Annotated in this window: 19 protein-coding genes; 13 read left to right on the forward strand and 6 right to left on the reverse strand. The window is 67.7% G+C overall.

The window, feature by feature from the left end:
- Positions 1-74 precede the first annotated feature (74 nt).
- Complete coding sequence (locus ACSBPQ_RS13355; RefSeq protein WP_442682594.1) at positions 75-935, reverse strand: tryptophan 2,3-dioxygenase; 861 nt, start codon at positions 933-935, stop codon at positions 75-77.
- A gap of 275 nt (positions 936-1210) precedes the next feature.
- Here ACSBPQ_RS13355 and pdhA point away from each other — a divergent pair, with 275 nt between their 5' ends.
- From pdhA to ACSBPQ_RS13385, 6 genes are all read left to right on the forward strand, one after another.
- Positions 1211-2299 (forward strand): pyruvate dehydrogenase (acetyl-transferring) E1 component subunit alpha, encoded by a 1089-nt coding sequence (gene pdhA / locus ACSBPQ_RS13360; RefSeq protein ID WP_442682595.1) that lies wholly within the window; start codon positions 1211-1213, stop codon positions 2297-2299.
- Positions 2292-3371: an alpha-ketoacid dehydrogenase subunit beta gene (locus ACSBPQ_RS13365; RefSeq protein WP_442682596.1), complete on the forward strand. Its 1080-nt coding sequence runs from the start codon at positions 2292-2294 to the stop codon at positions 3369-3371. The genes pdhA and ACSBPQ_RS13365 overlap by 8 nt, the downstream gene beginning before the upstream one ends.
- Position 3372: 1 nt before the next feature.
- The gene (locus ACSBPQ_RS13370; RefSeq protein ID WP_442682597.1) at positions 3373-3723 is read left to right on the forward strand and encodes an SH3 domain-containing protein; all 351 of its coding nucleotides are present in this window, start codon (positions 3373-3375) and stop codon (positions 3721-3723) included.
- 1 nt (position 3724) lies between these two features.
- Positions 3725-5074, forward strand: coding sequence for a dihydrolipoamide acetyltransferase family protein (locus ACSBPQ_RS13375; RefSeq protein WP_442682598.1), 1350 nt, complete (start codon positions 3725-3727; stop codon positions 5072-5074).
- Between the two features lie 143 nt (positions 5075-5217).
- Entirely contained in the window at positions 5218-5457 is a 240-nt protein-coding gene (locus ACSBPQ_RS13380; RefSeq protein WP_442682599.1) for a DUF1653 domain-containing protein, read from the forward strand.
- Positions 5458-5630: 173 nt separating this feature from the next.
- Entirely contained in the window at positions 5631-6386 is a 756-nt protein-coding gene (locus ACSBPQ_RS13385) for an SDR family NAD(P)-dependent oxidoreductase (protein ID WP_442682600.1), read from the forward strand.
- A gap of 22 nt (positions 6387-6408) precedes the next feature.
- On the opposite strand, the gene ACSBPQ_RS13390 is transcribed toward ACSBPQ_RS13385, so the two are convergent.
- Positions 6409-7041 (reverse strand): NAD-dependent dehydratase, encoded by a 633-nt coding sequence (locus ACSBPQ_RS13390; RefSeq protein ID WP_442682601.1) that lies wholly within the window; start codon positions 7039-7041, stop codon positions 6409-6411.
- A gap of 113 nt (positions 7042-7154) precedes the next feature.
- On the opposite strand from ACSBPQ_RS13390, the gene ACSBPQ_RS13395 reads away from it, so the two are divergent.
- A complete protein-coding gene (locus tag ACSBPQ_RS13395) occupies positions 7155-8702 on the forward strand; it encodes a GGDEF domain-containing protein (protein WP_442682602.1) in 1548 nt (515 codons plus the stop codon).
- A 353-nt stretch (positions 8703-9055) separates the two neighbouring features.
- On the opposite strand, the gene ACSBPQ_RS13400 is transcribed toward ACSBPQ_RS13395, so the two are convergent.
- Positions 9056-9964: a DUF808 domain-containing protein gene (locus tag ACSBPQ_RS13400; protein WP_442682603.1), complete on the reverse strand. Its 909-nt coding sequence runs from the start codon at positions 9962-9964 to the stop codon at positions 9056-9058.
- 173 nt (positions 9965-10137) lie between these two features.
- On the opposite strand from ACSBPQ_RS13400, the gene ACSBPQ_RS13405 reads away from it, so the two are divergent.
- Positions 10138-11790, forward strand: coding sequence for an ABC1 kinase family protein (locus ACSBPQ_RS13405; protein WP_442682604.1), 1653 nt, complete (start codon positions 10138-10140; stop codon positions 11788-11790).
- 145 nt (positions 11791-11935) lie between these two features.
- Positions 11936-14011, forward strand: a complete 2076-nt coding sequence (locus ACSBPQ_RS13410; protein ID WP_442682605.1) for a phosphoglycerol transferase I — start codon at positions 11936-11938, stop codon at positions 14009-14011.
- A gap of 84 nt (positions 14012-14095) precedes the next feature.
- Here the strand turns inward: ACSBPQ_RS13410 and ACSBPQ_RS13415 are convergent, their stop codons facing one another.
- Both ACSBPQ_RS13415 and ACSBPQ_RS13420 read right to left on the reverse strand, forming a co-directional pair.
- The gene (locus ACSBPQ_RS13415; RefSeq protein ID WP_442684594.1) at positions 14096-16438 is read right to left on the reverse strand and encodes a DUF3772 domain-containing protein; all 2343 of its coding nucleotides are present in this window, start codon (positions 16436-16438) and stop codon (positions 14096-14098) included.
- A 174-nt stretch (positions 16439-16612) separates the two neighbouring features.
- Complete coding sequence (locus tag ACSBPQ_RS13420) at positions 16613-16861, reverse strand: hypothetical protein (protein ID WP_442682606.1); 249 nt, start codon at positions 16859-16861, stop codon at positions 16613-16615.
- Between the two features lie 140 nt (positions 16862-17001).
- Here ACSBPQ_RS13420 and ACSBPQ_RS13425 point away from each other — a divergent pair, with 140 nt between their 5' ends.
- The 3 genes from ACSBPQ_RS13425 (at position 17002) to ACSBPQ_RS13435 (ending at position 19279) form a co-directional block, all read left to right on the forward strand.
- Positions 17002-17496, forward strand: a complete 495-nt coding sequence (locus tag ACSBPQ_RS13425; protein WP_442682607.1) for a lipocalin family protein — start codon at positions 17002-17004, stop codon at positions 17494-17496.
- A 36-nt stretch (positions 17497-17532) separates the two neighbouring features.
- Positions 17533-18744 carry an NAD(P)/FAD-dependent oxidoreductase gene (locus tag ACSBPQ_RS13430; protein ID WP_442682608.1) on the forward strand — a complete coding sequence of 404 codons (1212 nt, stop codon included), beginning with the start codon at positions 17533-17535 and terminating at the stop codon, positions 18742-18744.
- A gap of 100 nt (positions 18745-18844) precedes the next feature.
- Positions 18845-19279, forward strand: coding sequence for a hypothetical protein (locus tag ACSBPQ_RS13435; protein ID WP_442682609.1), 435 nt, complete (start codon positions 18845-18847; stop codon positions 19277-19279).
- A 16-nt stretch (positions 19280-19295) separates the two neighbouring features.
- Here the strand turns inward: ACSBPQ_RS13435 and ACSBPQ_RS13440 are convergent, their stop codons facing one another.
- Positions 19296-19619, reverse strand: a complete 324-nt coding sequence (locus ACSBPQ_RS13440; RefSeq protein WP_442682610.1) for a DUF6122 family protein — start codon at positions 19617-19619, stop codon at positions 19296-19298.
- Between the two features lie 162 nt (positions 19620-19781).
- On the opposite strand from ACSBPQ_RS13440, the gene ACSBPQ_RS13445 reads away from it, so the two are divergent.
- A complete protein-coding gene (locus ACSBPQ_RS13445) occupies positions 19782-20255 on the forward strand; it encodes a DUF1456 family protein (protein WP_442682611.1) in 474 nt (157 codons plus the stop codon).
- Positions 20256-20269: the final 14 nt, after the last annotated feature.

A 20269-nucleotide genomic window follows, 5' to 3' on the forward strand; every position in this document is an offset into this window, starting at 1 on the left:
AGACGGGATCACTGGGGCCGGCAGGTAACGCCCACGGACTATCCGGGCCCCGGCAAGCCGGCCCCGGCCGCAGCTCAGGCATCGGCGCGGATGCTGGTGCGTACTTCGAACAGTTCCGGGAAGAAGGTCAGCTCCAGCGCCTGCTTGAGGAAACCCACGCCACTGGAGCCGCCGGTGCCGCGCTTGAAGCCGATCACCCGCATCACCGTACGCATGTGGCGGAAGCGCCACAGCTGGAACTGGCTTTCCAGGTCCACCAGGTCCTCGCACAGCGCATATTCGCGCCAGTAGCGGTCGGTGTCCTGGTAGATGCGCTCGAACACACCGCGCAGCGACGGGTCGCTGACATGCGGCAGGGTCCAGTCACGCGCGCGGTAAGTGTCGGGGATGGCATGGCCGAAGCGTGCCAGATAGCGCAGGAATTCTTCATACAGGCTCGGCGCATCCAGCACCTGCTGCAGCTGTGCCTGCCCGGCCGGATCATGCGCAAACACCGCCAGCATGTCGGCGTTCTTGTTGCCGAGCAGGAATTCGATGGAGCGGTACTGCAGCGACTGGAAGCCGGAGGACGGCCCCAGCACATCGCGGAAACCCATGTACTCGGACGGGGTCAGCGTCTCCAGCACCGACCACTGCTCGGTCAGCTGGCGCAGCACCTGCTTGGCCCGCGCCAGCACCTTGCGGCACTGCCAGACCTCGTCGCGCTGCATGTGCACCATCGCCGCACGCAGTTCGTGCGCCAGCAGCTTCAGCCACAGCTCCGAGGTCTGGTGCTGGATGATGAACAGCATCTCGTCATGGTGCGGCGGGTTGGACAGCGGCTGCTGGGCCGACAGCAGCTGGTCCAGACGCAGGTAGCCGCCGTAGGTGAGCCGGCCCTGCAGGTCGGTGTGGATGCCAGCTTCCAGTTCACGCTGGTTCTTTTCTACGGTCATCGGCCTTGCCCTGTACGCGGGGGCGCAAGCGTAACGCAGCGCGACAACCTTGCGCAGTTGCCAGGCAACGGAAAAGAAACACCCGCACCCGCCTGCGGCGCGACAATACCGGCGGCAGGGAATATGACTGAATACGTTGGCTTTGCTGATGGCAGTCGTGGCACGGGGCGGTTTGTACGGTCTTTCGTGTTGCGCCGCAGGACGGCTTTTCCGCCCCGAGTCCTTACCATGTGAATTCCTATCATTTGAAACCATCTGTTCAAGGTGTTGATGCGATGACGGTTTCCGCCCAGTTCCAAATCGAATACCTGCAGTACCTGGATGCCGACGGCAACCTGGTCCGCGACGACCTGCCCGCCTCGCTGCGCGATCCGCGCACGCTGCTGCCGCTGTTCAAGCAGATGCTGGCCACGCGGGTGTTCGACACCAAGGCCGTGGCGCTGCAGCGCACCGGCAAGCTCGGCACCTTCGCCTCCTGCCTCGGCCATGAAGCCGCGCACGTCGGCATCGGCGCGGCGATGAAGCCCGGCGACGTGTTCGCGCCCAGCTACCGCGAGTACGGCGCGATGTTCATGCGCGGCGTGCGCCCGCGCGACGTGCTGATGTACTGGGGCGGTGACGAACGCGGCAGCGACTATGACCGCAGCAGCGACGCCGCCCGCGACTTCCCGATCTGCGTGCCGATCTCCACCCAGTGCCTGCATGCGGCCGGCAGCGCGCTGTCGTTCAAGCTGCAGGGCAAGCCGCAGGTGGCGGTGACCGTGTGCGGTGACGGCGGCAGCTCCAAGACCGACTTCTACGCCGCGGTGAACTCGGCCGGCGCCTACCAGCTGCCGCTGATCCTGTGCGTGGTCAACAACGGCTGGGCGATCTCGGTGCCGCGTTCGGCCCAGACCGGTGCCGAAACGCTGGCCCAGAAGGGCCTGGCCGGCGGCCTGTTCTGCCTGCAGGTGGATGGCAACGACCTGCTTGCGGTGCTGGCGGCGATGGAACAGGCACGCGCACGCGCGCTGTCCGGCAAGGGCGGCACGGTGCTGGAACTGCTGACCTACCGCCTGTCCGACCACACCACCGCCGACGACGCGCGCCGCTACCGCGACGATGCCGAAGTGAAGGCGGCATGGCTGAAGGAACCGCTGATCCGCCTGCGCAAGTACCTCACCGCGCAGGGCCTGTGGAGCGAGGAGGAGGAAAAGAGCTGGATCGCCGAATGCGGCACGCGCGTGGACGTGGAGGTCAACGCCTACCTCAACTGCCCGGTGCAGCCGGTGGAAGCGATGTTCGACTACCTGTATGCCGACCCGCCGCCGGACCTGCTGGCCCAGCGTGCGGCCGCCATCGCCCTGGAGCAGCGCAATGGATGACATCAAGCACAACATGACTGTCACCCCGGCCAGCCACGATCACGGTGTCGCCTACAACGCGGCCAGCAACAGCGGAGAAGTCCCGATGACCGCCACCCCGATCACCCTCATCGAAGCCGTCACCCAGGCACTGGCCTGGGAAATGCAGCACGACCCCTCGGTGCTGGTGCTGGGCGAGGACGTGGGCGTCAACGGCGGCGTGTTCCGCGCCACCGCCGGCCTGCAGCAGCGCTTCGGCGCGCAGCGCGTGCTCGACACCCCGCTGGATGAAACCACCATCGCCGGCCTCACCGTCGGCCTGGCCGCACAGGGCATGAAACCGGTGGCCGAAGCGCAGTTCGACGGCTTCGTCTACCCGATGGTGGACCACATCGTCTGCCACGCCGCGCGCCTGCGTAACCGCACCCGTGGCCGCCTGCACTGCCCGATGGTGCTGCGCGTGCCGTGGGGCGGCGGCATCCGCGCGCCGGAACACCACAGCGAAGCCAACGAGGCGATCTTCACCAACGTGCCGGGCCTGCGTGTGGTGCTGCCGTCCAGCCCGCAGCGTGCCTACGGGCTGCTGCTGGCGGCGATCCGCGAGCCGGATCCGGTGATCTACATGGAGCCCAAGCGCATCTACCGCCAGTACAAGGAAGTGGTCGTCGATGACGGCGAGGCGCTGCCGCTGGACGTGTGCTTCGTGCTGCGCGACGGCACCGACGTGACCCTGGTGGCGTGGGGCGCACAGGTCAAGGAAGCGCTGGAAGCGGCCGACACGCTGGCCGGCGAAGGCATCAGCGCCGAAGTGATCGACGTGGCCACGCTGCGTCCGCTGGATTTCGCCACCATCGCCGAATCGGTGGCCCGCACCGGCCGCTGCGTGATCGTGCAGGAAGCGCCGAAGACCGCCGGTTTCGGCGCCGAGATCGCCGCGCGGCTGGCCGAGGAGTCGATGTACGACCTGCTGGCACCGGTGGAGCGCGTCACCGGCTATGACACCCACATCCCGCTGTTCCGGCTGGAAATGAAGTACCTGCCGAGCGTGGAGCGGATCGTGGCCGCGGCCCGGCGCGCGGTGGCGGCGGGCTGAGATGAAGGCGCGCCTGCTCAACGCCTATCGCAGCCAGTACCCGGTGCCATTGCGCTTCCACGCCGGTGAGATCGTCCAGCTGGGCGTACTCGACGAGGAATGGCCGGACTTCGCCTGGGTGAAAACCGGCGAGGGCCGTGCCGGCTGGGCACCGGTGGCATGGCTGCGACCGCTGGGCGACGGCCGCGCCGAGGCGCTGCGCGATTACAGCGCGCAGGAGCTGGACGTGGACAGCGGCGAGAGGGTGCAACTGCATCACGAACACGGGGGCTGGTGGTGGGCCGAACGCGCCAATGGCGCGCGGGGCTGGCTACCGGCACGCGACCTGGAACTACTGGAAGAAAATCCCTGAAATGAGCCAGACCAAGAACTTCAACCTGCCCGACCTGGGCGAAGGCCTGCCGGACGCGACCATCGTGGAGTGGTTCGTCAAGGAAGGCGACGTGATCACGCTGGACGAGCCGCTGGTGTCGATGGAGACCGCCAAGGCCGTGGTCGAGGTGCCCTCGCCCTTCTCCGGCAAGGTGCTGCAGCTGGCCGGTGCGCCGGGGGACATCGTCATCACCGGGCACATGCTGGCGCAGTTCGAGATCGACCCGGACCTGCCGCAGCGCGCCGAAGGCCAGGACACCGGCCATCACCATGGCGCACCTGCGCCGGCCGCTCCGGCACCGGCTCCCGTCCCGGCAGCCAGCGCTGCAGCCGAACGTGCCGATGAAGGCACGGTGGTCGGCGCGATGGTCAGCTCCAATGCCGTACATGCCGAACAGGCCGTGGCCGTGGGCGGCGTCAAGGCGATGCCGGCGGTGCGCGCGGTCGCCCGCAAGCTGGGCGTGGACCTGACCCGCGTGCGCGCCACCGGTGCCGATGGCGCGGTGACGATGAATGACGTGAAGCAGGCTGCCGAAGCCGGCACCGCGAAGATCGGCAGCGCGCCGGCAGCCGCACCGCAAGCGGTCCAGGCCGCTGCCGCACCCGCACCCGCCGCACGCGTCGACGCCAGCCGCACCCCGCTGTCGGCCGCCGGCAAGCCGATGCGTACCGCGCCGCCGGGCGTGGTCGCCAAGGGCCAGCCGGAGCCGCTCAAGGGCGTGCGCCGCAACATGGCCCGGGTGATGGCCGATGCACACAGCAAGGTCGTGCCGACCACGCTCAGCGACGACGCCGACATCCATGCCTGGGCCCCGGGCAACGACATGACCTCGCGGCTGGTGCGCGCGATCGTGGTCGCCTGCCAGACGGTGCCGGCGATGAACGCCTGGTTCGACGGCGACAACCTCACCCGCACCCTGCATGCGCAGGTCGACATCGGCATCGCCGTGGACACCGACGACGGTCTGTTCGTGCCGGCCCTGCGCAATGCCGACATGCTCGACGCCCGTGGCGTGCGCGAGGGCATCAACCGCCTGCGCCAGCAGGTGGAAGACCGCTCGATCGCCCCCTCGGAACTGAGCGGCTACACCATCTCGCTGAGCAACTTCGGCATGTTCGCCGGCCGCTATGCGACGCCGGTGGTGGTGCCGCCATGCGTGGCGATCGTTGCCGCCGGCCGCGCCCGCTTCCAGCTCACCCCGGTGATGGGTGGCGTGGAAACCCACAAGGTCATCCCGCTGTCGGTCACCTTCGACCACCGCGCCTGCACCGGCGGCGAAGCCGCACGCTTCCTGCGCGCGCTGATCGACGACCTAGCGCTGGCCCACTGATCCGTTTTCCGCAGCAACCTTTCAGCCCGCAGCAATGCGGGCTGTTTTTTTTTGCGCGGCGGCAATAACAGCAGCGCTGCCGTTCCGCGTCTGCCGCTCATCGCGCATGCCGCACAATGGCCCTCCCCGCCGAGGAACCCGCCATGTCCGAGCTGCCGCCCCTGCCCGAGTTGCCACGCGGTCGCTACCGCCACTACAAGGGCCAGCCCTACCAGCTGGTGGACCTGTGCCGGCACAGCGAGACCCTGGAAGTGCTGGTGCTTTACCGCCAGCTCTATGGCGATGGCGCGCTATGGGTGCGGCCGTATGCGATGTTCGTGGAAGCCGTCATCGTCGACGGTGAGCCGGTGCCGCGCTTTGCACCGGAGCCGGACCCGCGCTGATACCAGCCCTGTCGATACCTTTGCATGGAGCCGTCGATGCGGCGTCCCCGGATATGGATTGGCCTGACGGCCGCCTGCTGGCTGTTCACCGTCTGGGTGATGCTGGCCTGGCTGCGCCCGGATTACCGCCCGCGCAGCGATAATCACCTGTCCTTCCATAGGCGAGCACCGTCATGACCCTTCCCCTGCACGGCCAACGGGTGCTGATTGCCGGCGGCAGCCGTGGCATCGGTCTGGCCATCGCCACCACGTTCGCCCGTGCCGGCGCGCAGCTGTCGCTGTGTGCCCGTGGTGCCGATGGACTGCAGCATGCGCGACAGATGCTGGAGCACGCGGGTGCAGCGGTGCATGTGCAAGCCTGCGACCTCGCCGATCCGGCACAGATCGAAGCGTGGGTGGACGCGGCGGCGGCAGCGCTGGGCGGCATCGACATCGTCGTCAACAACGCCTCCGGGTATGGCAACGGCAATGACGACGCCAGCTGGCAGGCCGGTTTCGATGTCGACCTGATGGCCGCCGTGCGCACCAACCGCCTGGTGCTGCCGTACCTGCGCCAGAGCGCGCAGCCGGCGATCCTCAACATCAGCTCGATCAATGCCTCGGTACCGACCCCGCGTGCGGCCGCGTACTCCACCGCCAAGGCCGCGCTGAACTACTACACGGTGTCACTGGCCACGGAGCTGGCGCGCGAGCGCATCCGCGTCAACGCGCTCGCACCGGGGTCGATCGAGTTCCCCGGCGGCCTGTGGGACCGCCGGCGCAGCGGGGAGCCGGCGCTGTACGAACAGATCCGCGCGAAGATTCCGTTCGGCGGATTCGGCGATGCCGAGGACGTGGCCAGCGCCGCGCTGTTCCTGTGCTCACCGGCCGCGCGCTGGATCACCGGGCAGGTGCTGGCGGTGGACGGCGGACAGTCACTGCCGGCCTGAGCGGCGGGTGCAGCGAGGCGACTCAGGCCAGTTGCGCCGGACCGATCACCCGCTCACCCGGCTGCGGCGCCAAGGCCGCCTCGACCAGCGCCCGGGCAATACGATCGGCCGGGTTGATCCGCCATGCCCGGGGCAGGACCGGCCCCAGCACGCCGAGCACGCGGCCGGCGATGTGTTCCCCCGGTCGCCGCTCGGCCCGCTCGCCGCCGATCAGACCCGGCCGCACCAGCGTCAACGCGTCGAAGCCCAGCGCGCGCAGGTTGTACTCCAGCTCGCCCTTGATGCGGTTGTAGAAAACCGGCGAGCGCGGATTGGCGCCCACCGCCGAGTTCAGCGCAAACACCTTGCAGCCGTGCCGCTTCACCGTCTGCGCGATCAACAGCGGATAGCCGTGGTCGATCTGCCGGAACACCTCGCGCGAACCGGCCTGCTTCATCGTCGAACCCAGCGCGCAGATCGCCGCATCCACCTGCCACCAGTCGGCCTCCAGCGGCAGTTCGGAAAAATCCCGCACGGGATTGAGAAGGCGCGGGTCGACCTGCGCCAGTGGCCGCCGGGTAGGCGCGACCACGCTGCTGCAGCGCGGATCATCCAGCAGCTGCCGCAACACCTGCGCCCCGACCAGACCGCTTGCACCGGCCAGCAATACCCGCATTTCCTGTCTCCCGTGAACGGCTGCCGTTCAAGCCGGCCACCACCATGCCGATAATGGGGACTGGATACCACTCCCGCAGCACCTGCGCACCTGTTCCCGTCCGGACTCCAGCAATGGCTGACAGCACCGATCCCTCACCCTCCCGCAGCGCCGGGTTGGGACGCATCCTGTCACGCCGGCAGGGCAACGCCGATGCCGCCGCAACCGGCAGCAGCACCCGGCAACCACCGGCGTCCAACGGCATGGCACTGCTGCAGCGCCTGTTCGCCGGCGCGCACGAACCCGAAGCGCTGCTGCACGCCTTCGCCCAGGGCATGTGTACGTTGCCCGGCGAGCTGGGCGACATGGGCCAGCGCCTGCACAGCGCCCAGGCCGAGCGCGACTGGGAACGCTACGGACGCCTGCTGCGGCAGCTGATCGACAAGTACATCCGCACCGTCGAACTGGACACACCGGCCGCAGGCGATGGCGATGCCGCGCGCCTGCGCGACCTGTTGCGCGACACCCTCGAGGTGGTGCTGGCCAACCTGCTGCTGCAGGCACCGGAACTGCGGCAGCAGGCCGACCGCGTCGGTCTGGAACTACGCAACTGGCAGCCGGGACAGTCGCTGGCACCCGTGGAGCAGCCGTTGCGCGAACTGTGCCACCAGGCCGGTGTGCGCAACGACGGCCTGCAGGAGCAGCACGACCTGCTGCTGAACCTGTTCGACCTGCTGCTGGAGAACATTACCGAGCTGCTCGATGGCGACAGCTGGCTGCAGGGCCAGATCAAAACGGTACGCCAGCTGCTGTCCGGCCCGCTGGACCACACCTCGCTGGAACAGACCCGCAGCGAGCTGCGCGAAGTGATCTATCGGCAAAGCCTGCTGAAGGAAGGCATCGACGCCTCCAAGAGCGCGATGAAGGAGCTGATGGTCGATTTCATCCAGCAGATGGACGACATCGCCAGTGATGCCGGCGACTACCACGACCGCCTGGCCGGCTATGCGGTGTCGGTGCGCCAGATCCGCAACATCGCCGATCTCAACCAGCTGCTGCAGGACGTGCTGCAGGACACCGCACGCGTGCAGGGCCAGGCGCTGCGTGCGCGCGACCATCTCGCCAACGCCCGCGCCGAAGCCCGCGCCGCCGAACAGCGCGTGCTGCAACTGGAACGCGAGCTGGAGGATGCCGGCAGCCAGCTGCGCAGCGATCCGTTGACCGGCGCGCTCAACCGCCGCGGGCTGGACGAGGTGCTGGGCGCTGCACTGCAGGCAGACACCGGGCCGCTCAGCGTGGCCCTGCTGGACCTGGACCACTTCGGCACGCTCAACGCGGCCCACGGCCATGCCGGTGGCGACCAGGCGCTGCGCCACATGGTCGCGGTGCTCCAGCAGCGGCTCCGCGGCGGCGATCACCTCGCCCGTTTCGGCGGTGACGAATTCGTGCTGGTACTGCCCGGCTGCGGACGCGGCGAGGCCTTGGAAAACGTGCGCCAGCTGCAGGCCAGCCTCGCGCAGCGACCGTTCCTGTACGAAGGCGAGCGCGTGCAGGTCCGTTTCAGCGCCGGCGTGGCCACCGCGTTGCCGGGAGAAACCGCCGAAGCCCTGCTGCAACGCGCCGATCGTGCGCTGTATGCGGCCAAGCAGGCGGGCCGCAACCAGGTGATGCCGGCCGACTGATCGCCAACGGCATGTCTTGGGCATCTGGGCCGTCTTGTGATATTTCCCGCGCTGGTGCGAATCACCTGTGCATGGACATTCCCTTGACCAACCGTGATGCCACTGCCGGACTGCAGCAACGCTTCGCGCATTTGCTCGCCCGGCATCGCGTTAGCACGATGGGCATTGAAACGCTTGCACGGCACGCATTGGCTGCGGCGCCTGCTGGGCAGCTTGTCCGGCCACAATCCTTGGTACGCGCACAGCAGCAGTTGCGGGAGCTGGAACAGGCCTCGCCCCGGCAACAGGTCCTTCCACGGAGAGATTCACGCCTAACCCGGGCAACCGCTTGCGTGCCCGGGCCAGCTCCACACTCAGTGCGCCGGCTTGCTGCCGCGCAATTTCTGGAACCCCATCACCCCGACCAGCACGGTGATGCCGATGGCGATGCCCACCACCACGCTGCCCAGTGCGTTGGCCAGCCACTCAAGATTGGCCGGGGCCAGGCCCACGATGAAGTGGTGCAGTGCCGGGATCGCGTGGATGAGGATGCCGCCGCCGACCAGGAACATCGCCGCGGTGCCGGCGATGGACAGGCCACGCATCAGCCACGGCGTCGCATGCAGCAGGCCGCGACCGAAGGCGGCCAGCGCGCGGCCCTTGTCCAGCAGCCAGACCCCGAGGTCGTCGAGCTTGACGATGCCGGCCACCAGCCCGTAGACGAACACCGTCATCGCCACGGCGATCACGATCAACGTGGCCACCTGCTGTCCGAACGGTGCGCTGGACACCACGCCCAGCGACAGCACGATGATCTCGGCCGAGAGGATGAAATCGGTGCGCACCGCGCCCTTGATCTTGGTCTTTTCCCACGCCACCACGTCGGTGCTGTCATCGGCCAACGCGCGGCTCAGTTCGGCCTTGTGCGTGGCCTCTTCGTCCTTGCCCTGCAGGAACTTGTGCGCCAGTTTCTCCACGCCCTCAAAGCACAGGAAAGCCCCGCCGAGCATCATCAGCGGCGTCACCAGCCAAGGCAGCCAGGCGCTGATCGCCAGTGCCGCCGGCACCAGGATCGCCTTGTTGACCATCGAGCCCTTGGCGACCGCCCACACCACCGGCAGTTCACGGCTGGCGCTGACGCCGGTCACCTGCTGCGCGTTGAGCGCCAGATCATCTCCAAGCACGCCGGCGGTCTTTTTGGCCGCAACCTTGGTCAGGATGGAAACATCGTCGAGCAGGGTGGCGATGTCGTCGAGCAGGGTAAACAGGCTGGCTCCAGCCATGGGCACACCGGGTTCGAGGAAGGGGGGCCAATTTTCCACCATCGGCCGCGCTTGATGTGAGCCGGCATTCACTTGCCGCCCACCGGCTGCTGGTAACACTGGCGCTGCATGATTGCGGAGGCATCTTCTTGCACGAGCCAGCCACTGACCCACCGGCAACCCCCATCGGCGGCATGAACCGGCGCCAGCAGATCGTGCGCCTGCTGCTGCGCTACCGGAACTCGGGCGTGTTCTCGGGGATCCAGTTCGACGGCGAGCTGCCGCGCCTGGAACGCGTCGCCACCAATGACAACCCCACCCAGTTCGTCGCCGACCTGGAAGCGCTGGGCATCACCTTCGTCAAGCTTGGCCAGGTGCTGTCCACGCGGCCGGACATGATTCCGCCCGAGTATGTGGCGGCGCTGGAACGCATGCAGGAGAACGTCGCACCGATCGCGGTGGCGCAGATTCGCGCCGTCATCGAAGAGGATCTCGGGGTTCCGGTGAACAAGCTGTTCGCGTGGTTCGACCCCGAACCGCTGGGCTGCGGCTCGATCGCCCAAGTGCACCGTGCCGGCCTGCACGATGGCCGCGAGGTGGCGGTGAAGGTGCAGAAACCCGATGTCGCCGCGCAGCTGCGCTCGGACCTGGCGGTGCTGCGCAGCTTCGCCAGTGCCGCCGACCACCTCACCCGGGTCGGCCGCAAGGTGCGCTTTTCCGACTGGCTCGGCGAGTTCGCCAAAAGCCTGCGCATGGAACTGGATTTCGAGACCGAAGCCAGCAACCTCGCCCGCTTCGGCCAGCATCTGGCGCCCTATCCCGAGCTGACCGTGCCGCAGCCGCTGTGGGATCTGTGCGGCCGCCGGGTGCTGACCATGGAGCTGGTGGACGGCGTACGGGTGGACGCCATTCCGCCGGTGCGCCGCACCGAGCAGTCGATGCAGCCGCTGGCCGAGGCGCTGGTGCGCGGCTATCTGGACCAGATCTTCGTGCATGGCGAAATCCATGCCGACCCGCACCCCGGCAACCTCCGCGTCACGCCACAGGGGCAACTGGCGATCTTCGACCTGGGCATGATCGCGCACGTGCCGCCGCGGCTGCGGGAACGACTGCTGAAGCTGCTGTTCGCCGCGGTCGATGGCCGGGGCGAGGAAGTCGCTGACGAGATCATCAGCATCAGCACCCGGCTGGAGGACTACGACGAGGAGCGCTACCTGCGCGAGACCGGGCAGATGATCGCCCGCTACGCCGCCAGCGGCACCATGTCCGAAGGCCACGTGGTGCTGGAAGTGGTGCGCATCGCCACCGCCAGCAACCTGCGCACGCCGCCGGAGCTGAGCCTGCTGGGCAAGGCGCTGCTGAACCTGGAAGGTGTGTGCCAGGCACTGGCGCCGACGCTGGACACCCGCCGCGTGCTGGAGAAACAGCTGCAGCACGTGATGCGTGCACGCCTGAAAAAATCGCTGTCGGCCGCCAACCTCGCCAGCGAGACGATGGAGCTGCAACGGCTGCTGCGCAACGGGCCACGGCGCCTGTCCGACTTCCTCAGCGTGGTCGCGGAAAACCGCCTGCAGATGAAAGTCACCGGCCTGGAAGAGTCGCGGCTGATGGAGAACATCCAGAAGGTCGCCAACCGCATCGCCGCGGCGCTGATCACCGCCGCACTGCTGTTGTCCTCGGCCCTGCTGATGCGCGTTCCCAGTCGCTGGACACTGCTGGGCTACCCCACCTTCGCAATCCTGCTGTTCGTGGTGGGCGTGGTGATCGGCCTTGGACTGATCCTCAGCTCGCTGCTGTTCGACCGGCGCACCCGCGCCCGCGCACACGAGGAAAGAGGCCACCGCTGAGTACTGCGGCTGCCGGCCAGATAAACATTCCAGTCAGGTTGGTGCAGGCACCATCCGCCCATCCTGCCGTCACACGCCTGACATAGTGTGGTGGCAAGGAGCCTGCGGCCGCGGCCGTTGTCCTCTTCCCCAACCAAGTGACCGCATGCATTGGATCATCTGGCTGTATCTGGCGGCGTTGGCCGTGTTGCTGCTGCTTTCCCCGACGTTGCTGCGGCTCAAGGCCGCCCTGCTGTCCCTGCTGCTGCTCTCCCTGAGCAGCTGGTGGCTGATCGACCGGCTCAGCGGCGATGGCATCAACTCGGCCACGCTCTATCACCTGCGCAGCGATATGGAAGGTGCGGGTATCGCCGATTTCGGCAGCTATATCGCCGGCTTCCTCGCGCTGGTATTGCTGTCACTGTCACCGCTGCTGCTGATGCGGATCCGGCGGTTCCATCTGGGCAAGGGCGGCCACGCCGTCTTCGCCGGTTTCTGTGCGCTGCTGGTCACGGCGTTGGCCGGCAGCCCGCTGTATGCGGATGCACGACGCATCTACCAGCAGCTGCAGCCGGTGGACTACAGCGCAATCGCACCCGAATACGTGGTGCCGACCCGTCCTCTGGCACGCAAACCCAACATCGTCTGGATCTACGGTGAAAGCCTGGAGCGCACCTATCTGGACGAAAGCGTGTTCCCCGGGCTGATGCCCAATCTGCAGCAGCTTGCCGGACAGGCCCTGGACGTGCGCAATCTGGCCTCGGCCGACGGCAGCGGCTGGACTATCGCCGGACTGGTGTCCTCGATGTGCGGCGTGCCGCTGACCACCGCCCAAGGCGATGAGAACAGCATGGGCCGCATGGCCAGCTTCCTGCCCGAAGCGTTCTGCCTGGGCGATTACCTGAAGCAGCAGGGCTACCGCAACCACTATCTGGGCGGTGCCAATGGCCAGTTCGCGGCCAAGGCCGATTTCCTCGCCTCGCACGGCTTCGACACGGTGCATGATCTGGCCTGGTTCCAGCAGCAGGACATCGCCAGAAAGCATTTCTCCAACTGGGGCGTGCACGACGATGTGTTGCTGGACCACGCGTTTGACCGTTTCATCGAGCTGTCGCGCGCCGGCCAGCCGTTCATGCTGACCACGCTGACGATGGACACCCACCACCCGGCCGGCCACCTGCCGGTGGCCTGCAAACGCACCCGCTATCCCAGCCCCTACGGCGATATTGGCCTGCTGAAGGCGCTCAAGTGCAGCGACCGTCTGATCGCGCAGCTGGTGCAGCGGATCCGCGACAGCGAGTTCGGCGACAACACGCTGGTGGTGGTGGCCTCCGATCATCTGGCCATGCCCAACCACCTGAGCCATGTGCTGGAAAAGCAGCAGCGCGAGAACCTGCTGCTGTTCCTCGGCAACGGCATCACGCCGCGACAGTTGCAGGCCGAGGCCGGCACCACGCTGGACTCCGGCGCGACGCTGCTGCAGCTGATCGATCCGACCATCGATGCGATCGGTTTCGGTCGTTCGCTGGTCGCGCCGCAGCGCCCGCCCAGCGCCAGTGTCGCCGCGCTGCACGGGGATGGCGGCAGCTATGCCCGCTACCGTGCCTTCGCCCGGTCGTTGTGGCTGGGCGAGCAGACGCGGATGCTGCGGCTGGAGGACGGACATGTGCGGGTCGGCGTGCAACAGGTGCAGCCGCCGGTGCTGCTGGAGTACGACCAGAAGTGGGAACTGAAGTCGGTCTCCCTGGAAAACACCTCGCGCAAGTTCGAGGAAGCCGATCCCAGCCACCGGCTGGCCTACATCGACCGCTGCACCGCGTTCGAAGACGGCTCCGCCGCCGGCGACTGGTGCGCGCTGCTGGTCGACAGCGACCAGGGCATGCGCCTGTACCGCGACGGTCAGCTGCGCCGCGGCATCGCCGTCGATGCGCCGCTGCAGACGTTCCACGGACCGCGGCCGAGCGTGCGCCAGTCCCGCATGATCAGCCGCCAGCCGCGCGCCACCCGTCCCGGCCAGTACACGCTGGAGCTGTACGCCGCGCAGCATCCACCGCGTGGCTTCTGGATCGAGGCGGTGTCATCGCAGCGCCAGGTGGTGGTGGCCCAGCAGTGGGTGCAGGCCGACCATGACGGCCGCATCCGCATGCCGCTGGGCGTGGAGCACGCCATCGACGACCTCGAAATCCGCGCCTGGCTCAGTCATGCAGAGACGCTGGCGGTCGACGACTACGCCCTGCTGTGACCGCCGCCGGATTCCCGCGCACCTGATACCGGCAATGGGCGCAGGACGATCCTGCGCCCGCTGCCCCACGCCGGGAACACTGGTTCAGGCGTCCTGCGGATCATGCAGCACGCGGATTTCGGTCGGCGTGACCAGCCGGATATCGTGCGCGGCCACCTGCTGCAACAGCTCGAACAGCAGCTCGCTGCGCGTCCCATACACGTTCCGCGAGGTCGGCACGTAGGCGAAGCTGTTGATCGCCACCAGACCGCCACTGATCGAGTCGATGAAGACCGACGGCGCCGGCTGCTCCAGCACGGTCGGGTTGGCCGCATAGATGTCCAGCAGCAAACCGCGCAGCATTGCCACATCCGTGCCCAGCGGCACCGAGAACTGCAACTGGATGCGGCCCAGCGCATCGGCCGTGGTCATGTTGCGGATGGTCTTGGTGATCAGTTCGGAGTTGGGCACGATCAGGGTGGAGCGGTCGCCCACCTGGATCTCGGTCGAACGCACCGAGATGCGGCGGATATCGCCCTCAAGGTCACCGATCTTCACCCAGTCGCCGATCTTCACCGGGCGCTCGGCCAGCAGGATCAGGCCGGAGACGAAGTTCTGGGTGATCGCCTGCAGGCCGAAGCCGATACCCACCGACAACGCGCTGGCCAGCAGCGCCAGTTTCTCGAAGCCGATGCCCAGCGTGGCCAGCGACCACAGCACCGCCAGCACGATGCCCAGGTAATAGGCGACCGTGCTGATCGAATTGCGCGCGCCGGCGTCCAGGCCGGTTTTGGGCAGCCAGGTGTCCACCAGCCAGCGCTGCACCACGCGCATCACCGCCAGACCGAGCAGCAGCACCACCAGCGCCCAGAACACCGTCGAGGGTCGCAGCAGATGGCCACCGACCGTCACTCCCGACAGCAGCGTTTCCATGCCGCCATACAACGCGCTGGCATTGCCGAAGGGCGCCACCAGCGCGGAGATCCCGGCCAGTACCAGCAGCACCCGCAGCGCCGCCGACAGCAGCACGCCGCCCTGTTCCAGCCGCGCCGCCGGCATGCCGGTGGACAGCCGTAGCAGGCGGCCGAAGGTGCTGTGCGGCGCCAGCAGCCACAGCGCCAGATCATCGGCGAACTTCAGCAACAGCGTGGTCGCCAGCACCACGGCGGTCACCCACAGCATCTGCTGCGCGATGAACAGCGCGAGGTTGAGGTAGCCCAGCAGACTGGCGACCAGCGCCGCCAGTACCGTCAGGTAGCCGCCCAGCCGGGCCAGCACCAGCCAGCCGCTGCGCGGTGCGCGCCCGGGCGGCTTGCCGGACGCACCCTCCTGCCGCTCGATCCGCGCGGCCGCCACCGCCCGCCGCCGGTGCAGTCCGGCCAGTGTGGTCAGCACGCCCATGATCAGTGCAACCCAGGTCAGCGCGATCAGCCCGTCGAGCATCACCGTGACCACATCCGAGGTCCGTGCGGCGCGGTTGATGTCCCGCAGCAGCAGACTGGCCCAGGTCAGCAGCGCGGCCCCCCAGGCGAACTGCTGCAGGCGTGCCGCGGCCGGGTCGTCGATGTCCAGCAGGCGCCACGAAGGGCGCCGGGGCAACAGCTGGCTGGAGGCCACCGCGGCGATGAAGGCGGCCACGAAACTGGCGAGGATGAACACTCCGGCCACCGCTTCCAGCCGCGGCGGAATCGCATCGACCGCATGCAGCCCGCCCACCAGCACCATCGCCGCGACACCCGGCAACAGGGTGCCGACCAGCAACAGCCACACCGCCAGTCCGGTGCGTCGCAGGCGTCCGGCCGGCGCGTGCGGGGAGGCGGCGTAGCGCCGTCCCAGACGCCGCAGCCACAGCCGCAGCGGCAACACCAGCAGCAGCGCTACCGCCAGGCCGGCCAGCGGGATGCCCCACCCATGTCGCTCGACCGCCCCCAGCAGGCCGGTACGGGCCTGCCGGTACAGCGAGCGCAGCCGCGCCAGATCATCGGGCAGATGTGTGGCGAACTGCTGCCACAGCGCCGGCGACAGCGGCGAGGCGACCTTTCGCCCCAGTTGCTGGCCGAACTGCCGCGCCCGCCGCTTCTCGATGCTCTCGCCCAGCTGGCGGGCATCCTCGGCCAGCAGCTTGCCGCGCTTGATCTCCGCATCGATGCGGCCACGCTCGCGCTCCAGCCGCTGCCGCAACTGGATGATGGCCGCATCCTCACCGGCTTCCTCCGCCGGCCCCAGCTGGGCGAGACGCGCATCGAACTGGTCCAGCTCGGGCTGCAGCGCCAGCACGGCGGCGTCGGCCAGCTGCTGCGCACGTTGCGCGCGTTCGGACAGCGTCTTCAGCGTTTCCTGTGCATCGGCGTCGTCCAGCGCCTGCTGCACCGATGCGAACAGCTGCGCGGCCTGTTCGATCCGCTCCGGTGCGGCGACCCCGTCCCCATTACTGCCGGGCGTGGCCATCGCGGTGCCGGCAGACAGCACCGTTGCGACCAGAAGGACACGGAAAAAAACTGCACGCAGGGACGGGAGAAAAGAGTTGACGGGCAAGAGCGAATACCGGAATCGCGCGGATCACCGCACCAGCGCCGACTATAGAACAGCGCCCCGCCGGATCACGCGACGCCGCGTCGACTTTCAGTACTTCAGGTCCAGCTCGGTGATCTTGTGGCGGTTGAGTGCGTAGATTTCCTGGAACTCCTCCTCGGTCAGCTCATCGGGCGCATAGACCGCGACCGGGTCCCAGACATGGTCGGTGGGCAGCGGCTGCCGCGGACCGGCCCGCAGCGACAGACTCTGTCCCTGGTAGTCGACCAGTGCCGGCAGCTGCTCCCAACGCTCGCGCGCATAGCGGCTCTGTCCCTGGAGGAGAATCACGGCGTACATGGCAGTCATCCCGTCGGGTGTCGCACCCAGCTTACGCCTGCCTGCACCCGCCCGCATCGGGAGCCGCCCGCGCACAATCCGTTCACCGCCGCCGGTCTATAGCGTTGCTGGCCATCCATGACATGAAGGATCTCCCGACCATGAGCGATCATTCCCCGCTGCCCACGGTGGCGTCGCTGGACCTGCAGCGCTACCTGGGTACCTGGTATGAAATCGACCGCCTGCCGATGCGCCACGAACCGGAGGACGCGACCGACATCAGCGCGCACTATTCGCTCGATGACGACGGCAGTGTGCGCGTGCGCAACCGCTGCATCCACAAGGGCGAACTGCAGGAGGCCATCGGCCGGGCCACACCGGCGGACACATCCAACAGCCGGCTGGAAGTCAGCTTCCTGCCCGAGGGGCTGCGCTGGATTCCCTTCACCAAGGGCGACTACTGGGTAATCGCGCTGGACCCGGACTACAGCGCCGCGATGGTCGGCAGCCCGGATCGCAAGTACCTGTGGCTGCTGTCGCGGCAGCCGGAGATGGATGCCACCATCCGCGACCACTACATCGCCCGCGCGCGGCAGCTGGGTTTCGATGTCGACCAGCTGATCCATACCCCGCATACCGGCCATCCCACGGCCTGATGCCGGCAGCGCGGCCCTATCGGAACGGATACGACGATGGATCTTAAAAGCGGCTACCCGTTCTGGGCCATCCGCAATGGCTTGATGCACGCCTACCCGCAGGTGCGGCAGGCAGTGCGTTGCGATGTGCTGGTGGTCGGCGGCGGCATCAGCGGCGCACTCATCGCCGACGAGCTGAGCCGGCATGGCCATGACGTGGCGGTGGTGGAGCAACGTGATATCGGCTGGGGCTCCACCGCCGCCAGTACCGCGTTGCTGCAGTACGAGATCGATACACCGCTGCAGCACCTGGCCAGGCGCTACGGCGAGGAACAGGCGGTACTGGCCTACCAGGCCTGCGCCGATGCCATTCCCGCACTGCAGAAAGTGGCCGCGCGGCTGCGTGGCACCGATTTCGAAAAACACCGCAGCCTTTACTACGCCAGCCGGCGACGCGATATGGCAGCGCTGATGGACGAGTTCGAACTGCGCCGCCGACATGGCCTGGCGGTGCACTGGCTGGATGCGGGACGGATCCAGGAGCAGTACGGTTTTTCCGCACCGGGCGCGATCCTCAGTGACCTGGCCGCGAGTGTGGACCCGTACCGCATGACTTACCGGTTGCTGGCCGCACTCCAGCGCCGCGGCGGACAGGTGTTCGACCGTACCTGCATCGCCTCGCTGGAGCCCTCCGCACGGCAGGTGCGGGCGCGTACCGGGCACGGCATCACCATCACCTGCAAGCATCTGGTGATGGCGACCGGCTACGCCAGCCAGGCGTGGCTGCGGCAGCGCGTGGCACGCAACCGCAGCAGCTATGCCTTCGTCACCGACCCGCTGCCGGCGGCGACGCTGGGAGAGTTGCAGGCGACCATGCTGTGGGAAACCGCGCGGCCCTACCTGTACCTGCGCAGCACCGCCGATCATCGCCTGCTGGCCGGTGGCGAAGACGATGCGGTGGATATCCCGGCCCGGCGTGACGCGCGCGTCGATCGCAAGGCCCGCAAGCTGGCGGACAAGGTCGGCGCCCTGTTCCCGCACCTGCCGCTGGTCCCGGCCTTCGCCTGGGCCGGCACGTTCGCCGAAACCAGCGACGGGCTGCCGTTCTTCGGCGCGCACCCGCAGTGGGGGCCACGGGTGCAGTTCGCGATGGCGTATGGCGGCAATGGCATCACCTATTCGATGATCGGCGCGGGCCTGATCCGTGCGGCCATCGAGCGGCGCAGGCACCGGCTGGCGAAGCTGTTTTCCTTCCAGCGCCTGGCGTGAGCGGCTCCGGGTCAGGGCGACGACAGGCATGGTTCAAGTCGTATCTGCTAGTTTCCAGACAGCCGTACCACCTCGGTACGGCGCCCGGAGCGTTACCGCCATGATCCGACCTTCCCTCATCGTTGCCCTGTTGCTGGTACCTGCTGCCGCCCTCGCGCAGAACGGCGCGGTGACGCCCGGTGCGCTGGATCTGAGCATTCCGCAGGCGCCGATGCGCTATCTGGACGATCCAGCCTACCAGTCCGATGCGCCGGGCACCTTCTATGGCGACCACAGCGGCCGCGGCCTGCGCAAGGACATCGGCAAAAGTCCGGTCGTCGACGAGAAGCTGCAGGTACATGGCGCGGTCAGCGCCGGCATCGGCTATTCCAAGGCCTACGGCAACAGCAACTGGCAGACCGTGGACCTGAACCTGGGCAAGAACATCACCAACGACGAGGGCAAGACCCGCCGCGTGGATCTGAATATCCACATGAGCAAGGGCGAAGGCGTCGGTCCCTACGGCTACGGCCCGGGGCCGTGGTACGGCTGGTAAGCCTCACACACGCAGCTCAGCTGCTGCAGCGCATCCACACGCAGTCGATCGCATCCAGCGCGATGTGCAGCAGCAGGCCGATGCCGAACAGGCGCGTGCGCCGCGGCACTACCATGCCCGCATATACGGCGATGGCCGGCGCGGTGTGCAGCGGATGGAAGCCGACACTGCAGCGATCCGGCGCATAGATGGGATCGGCCAGCAGGTGGTCGATATCGATCACCCAGCCCAGCAGCAGCAACAGCCATGCCTTGCCGAACTGTGGCCGCCAGAACAGCCAGGCCAGCAGCGCCGGCACCGCCGCGTGCAGGCACAGGTGCACGATCGCGCGCAGGCTCACCGCTTTCTCCGTATCCGGGAGGTGCCCGGGGCAGCGATCACGGCAGGTAGAAACATGCGGAAAATCCAGCGGGACCGGCGACAATTGTAGGCCGGCGCCGGTACGGTGCGGCGTTACACTAGGCGCCGCTGGCAGTTCCGCCACGCAGCTTAGGGAGTGGCAATGATCAACAACGACATACTGCGCAGCATCCGCTACATGCTCGACCTGAGCGACAGCAAGGTGGTGGATACCGTCCACCTGGCCGATCCCGGTTTCAATATCGATCCGGCACAGGTGCATGATTTCCTGCGCAAGGACGACGAGCCGCTGTTTGAAACCTGCCCCGATGCGGTACTGGCGCGCTTCCTCGACGGCCTGATCGTGCAGCGCCGCGGGCGCGACGACTCGCAGCCGGCACGCCCGCCGGAAAAGCGCATCACCAACAACATCGTGCTGAAAAAACTGCGCGTGGCCTTCGAACTGAAGGACGTGGACATGCACGCGATCTTCGCCGGCACCGGTTTCCCGGTGTCCAAGCCAGAGCTGTCGGCGCTGTTCCGCCAACCCGAGCACAAGAACTACCGCGAGTGCGGCGACCAGCTGCTGCGCAACTTCCTCAAGGGCCTGACCCAGCGCGTGCGTGGCGCCAGCTGAGCCCACGGCACACC

Source organism: Stenotrophomonas sp. JC08 (assembly GCF_052180205.1).
Classification (GTDB): domain Bacteria; phylum Pseudomonadota; class Gammaproteobacteria; order Xanthomonadales; family Xanthomonadaceae; genus Stenotrophomonas.

What these genes read in the sequence shown, in the direction of transcription:
- ACSBPQ_RS13355 (WP_442682594.1), bottom strand. Translation starts at nt 935, where the DNA reads ATGACCGTAGAAAAGAACCAGCGTGAACTGGAAGCTGGCATCCACACC.
- pdhA (WP_442682595.1), top strand. Translation starts at nt 1,211, where the DNA reads ATGACGGTTTCCGCCCAGTTCCAAATCGAATACCTGCAGTACCTGGAT.
- ACSBPQ_RS13365 (WP_442682596.1), top strand. Translation starts at nt 2,292, where the DNA reads ATGGATGACATCAAGCACAACATGACTGTCACCCCGGCCAGCCACGAT.
- ACSBPQ_RS13370 (WP_442682597.1), top strand. Translation starts at nt 3,373, where the DNA reads ATGAAGGCGCGCCTGCTCAACGCCTATCGCAGCCAGTACCCGGTGCCA.
- ACSBPQ_RS13375 (WP_442682598.1), top strand. Translation starts at nt 3,725, where the DNA reads ATGAGCCAGACCAAGAACTTCAACCTGCCCGACCTGGGCGAAGGCCTG.
- ACSBPQ_RS13380 (WP_442682599.1), top strand. Translation starts at nt 5,218, where the DNA reads ATGTCCGAGCTGCCGCCCCTGCCCGAGTTGCCACGCGGTCGCTACCGC.
- ACSBPQ_RS13385 (WP_442682600.1), top strand. Translation starts at nt 5,631, where the DNA reads ATGACCCTTCCCCTGCACGGCCAACGGGTGCTGATTGCCGGCGGCAGC.
- ACSBPQ_RS13390 (WP_442682601.1), bottom strand. Translation starts at nt 7,041, where the DNA reads ATGCGGGTATTGCTGGCCGGTGCAAGCGGTCTGGTCGGGGCGCAGGTG.
- ACSBPQ_RS13395 (WP_442682602.1), top strand. Translation starts at nt 7,155, where the DNA reads ATGGCTGACAGCACCGATCCCTCACCCTCCCGCAGCGCCGGGTTGGGA.
- ACSBPQ_RS13400 (WP_442682603.1), bottom strand. Translation starts at nt 9,964, where the DNA reads ATGGCTGGAGCCAGCCTGTTTACCCTGCTCGACGACATCGCCACCCTG.
- ACSBPQ_RS13405 (WP_442682604.1), top strand. Translation starts at nt 10,138, where the DNA reads ATGAACCGGCGCCAGCAGATCGTGCGCCTGCTGCTGCGCTACCGGAAC.
- ACSBPQ_RS13410 (WP_442682605.1), top strand. Translation starts at nt 11,936, where the DNA reads ATGCATTGGATCATCTGGCTGTATCTGGCGGCGTTGGCCGTGTTGCTG.
- ACSBPQ_RS13415 (WP_442684594.1), bottom strand. Translation starts at nt 16,438, where the DNA reads ATGGCCACGCCCGGCAGTAATGGGGACGGGGTCGCCGCACCGGAGCGG.
- ACSBPQ_RS13420 (WP_442682606.1), bottom strand. Translation starts at nt 16,861, where the DNA reads ATGTACGCCGTGATTCTCCTCCAGGGACAGAGCCGCTATGCGCGCGAG.
- ACSBPQ_RS13425 (WP_442682607.1), top strand. Translation starts at nt 17,002, where the DNA reads ATGAGCGATCATTCCCCGCTGCCCACGGTGGCGTCGCTGGACCTGCAG.
- ACSBPQ_RS13430 (WP_442682608.1), top strand. Translation starts at nt 17,533, where the DNA reads ATGGATCTTAAAAGCGGCTACCCGTTCTGGGCCATCCGCAATGGCTTG.
- ACSBPQ_RS13435 (WP_442682609.1), top strand. Translation starts at nt 18,845, where the DNA reads ATGATCCGACCTTCCCTCATCGTTGCCCTGTTGCTGGTACCTGCTGCC.
- ACSBPQ_RS13445 (WP_442682611.1), top strand. Translation starts at nt 19,782, where the DNA reads ATGATCAACAACGACATACTGCGCAGCATCCGCTACATGCTCGACCTG.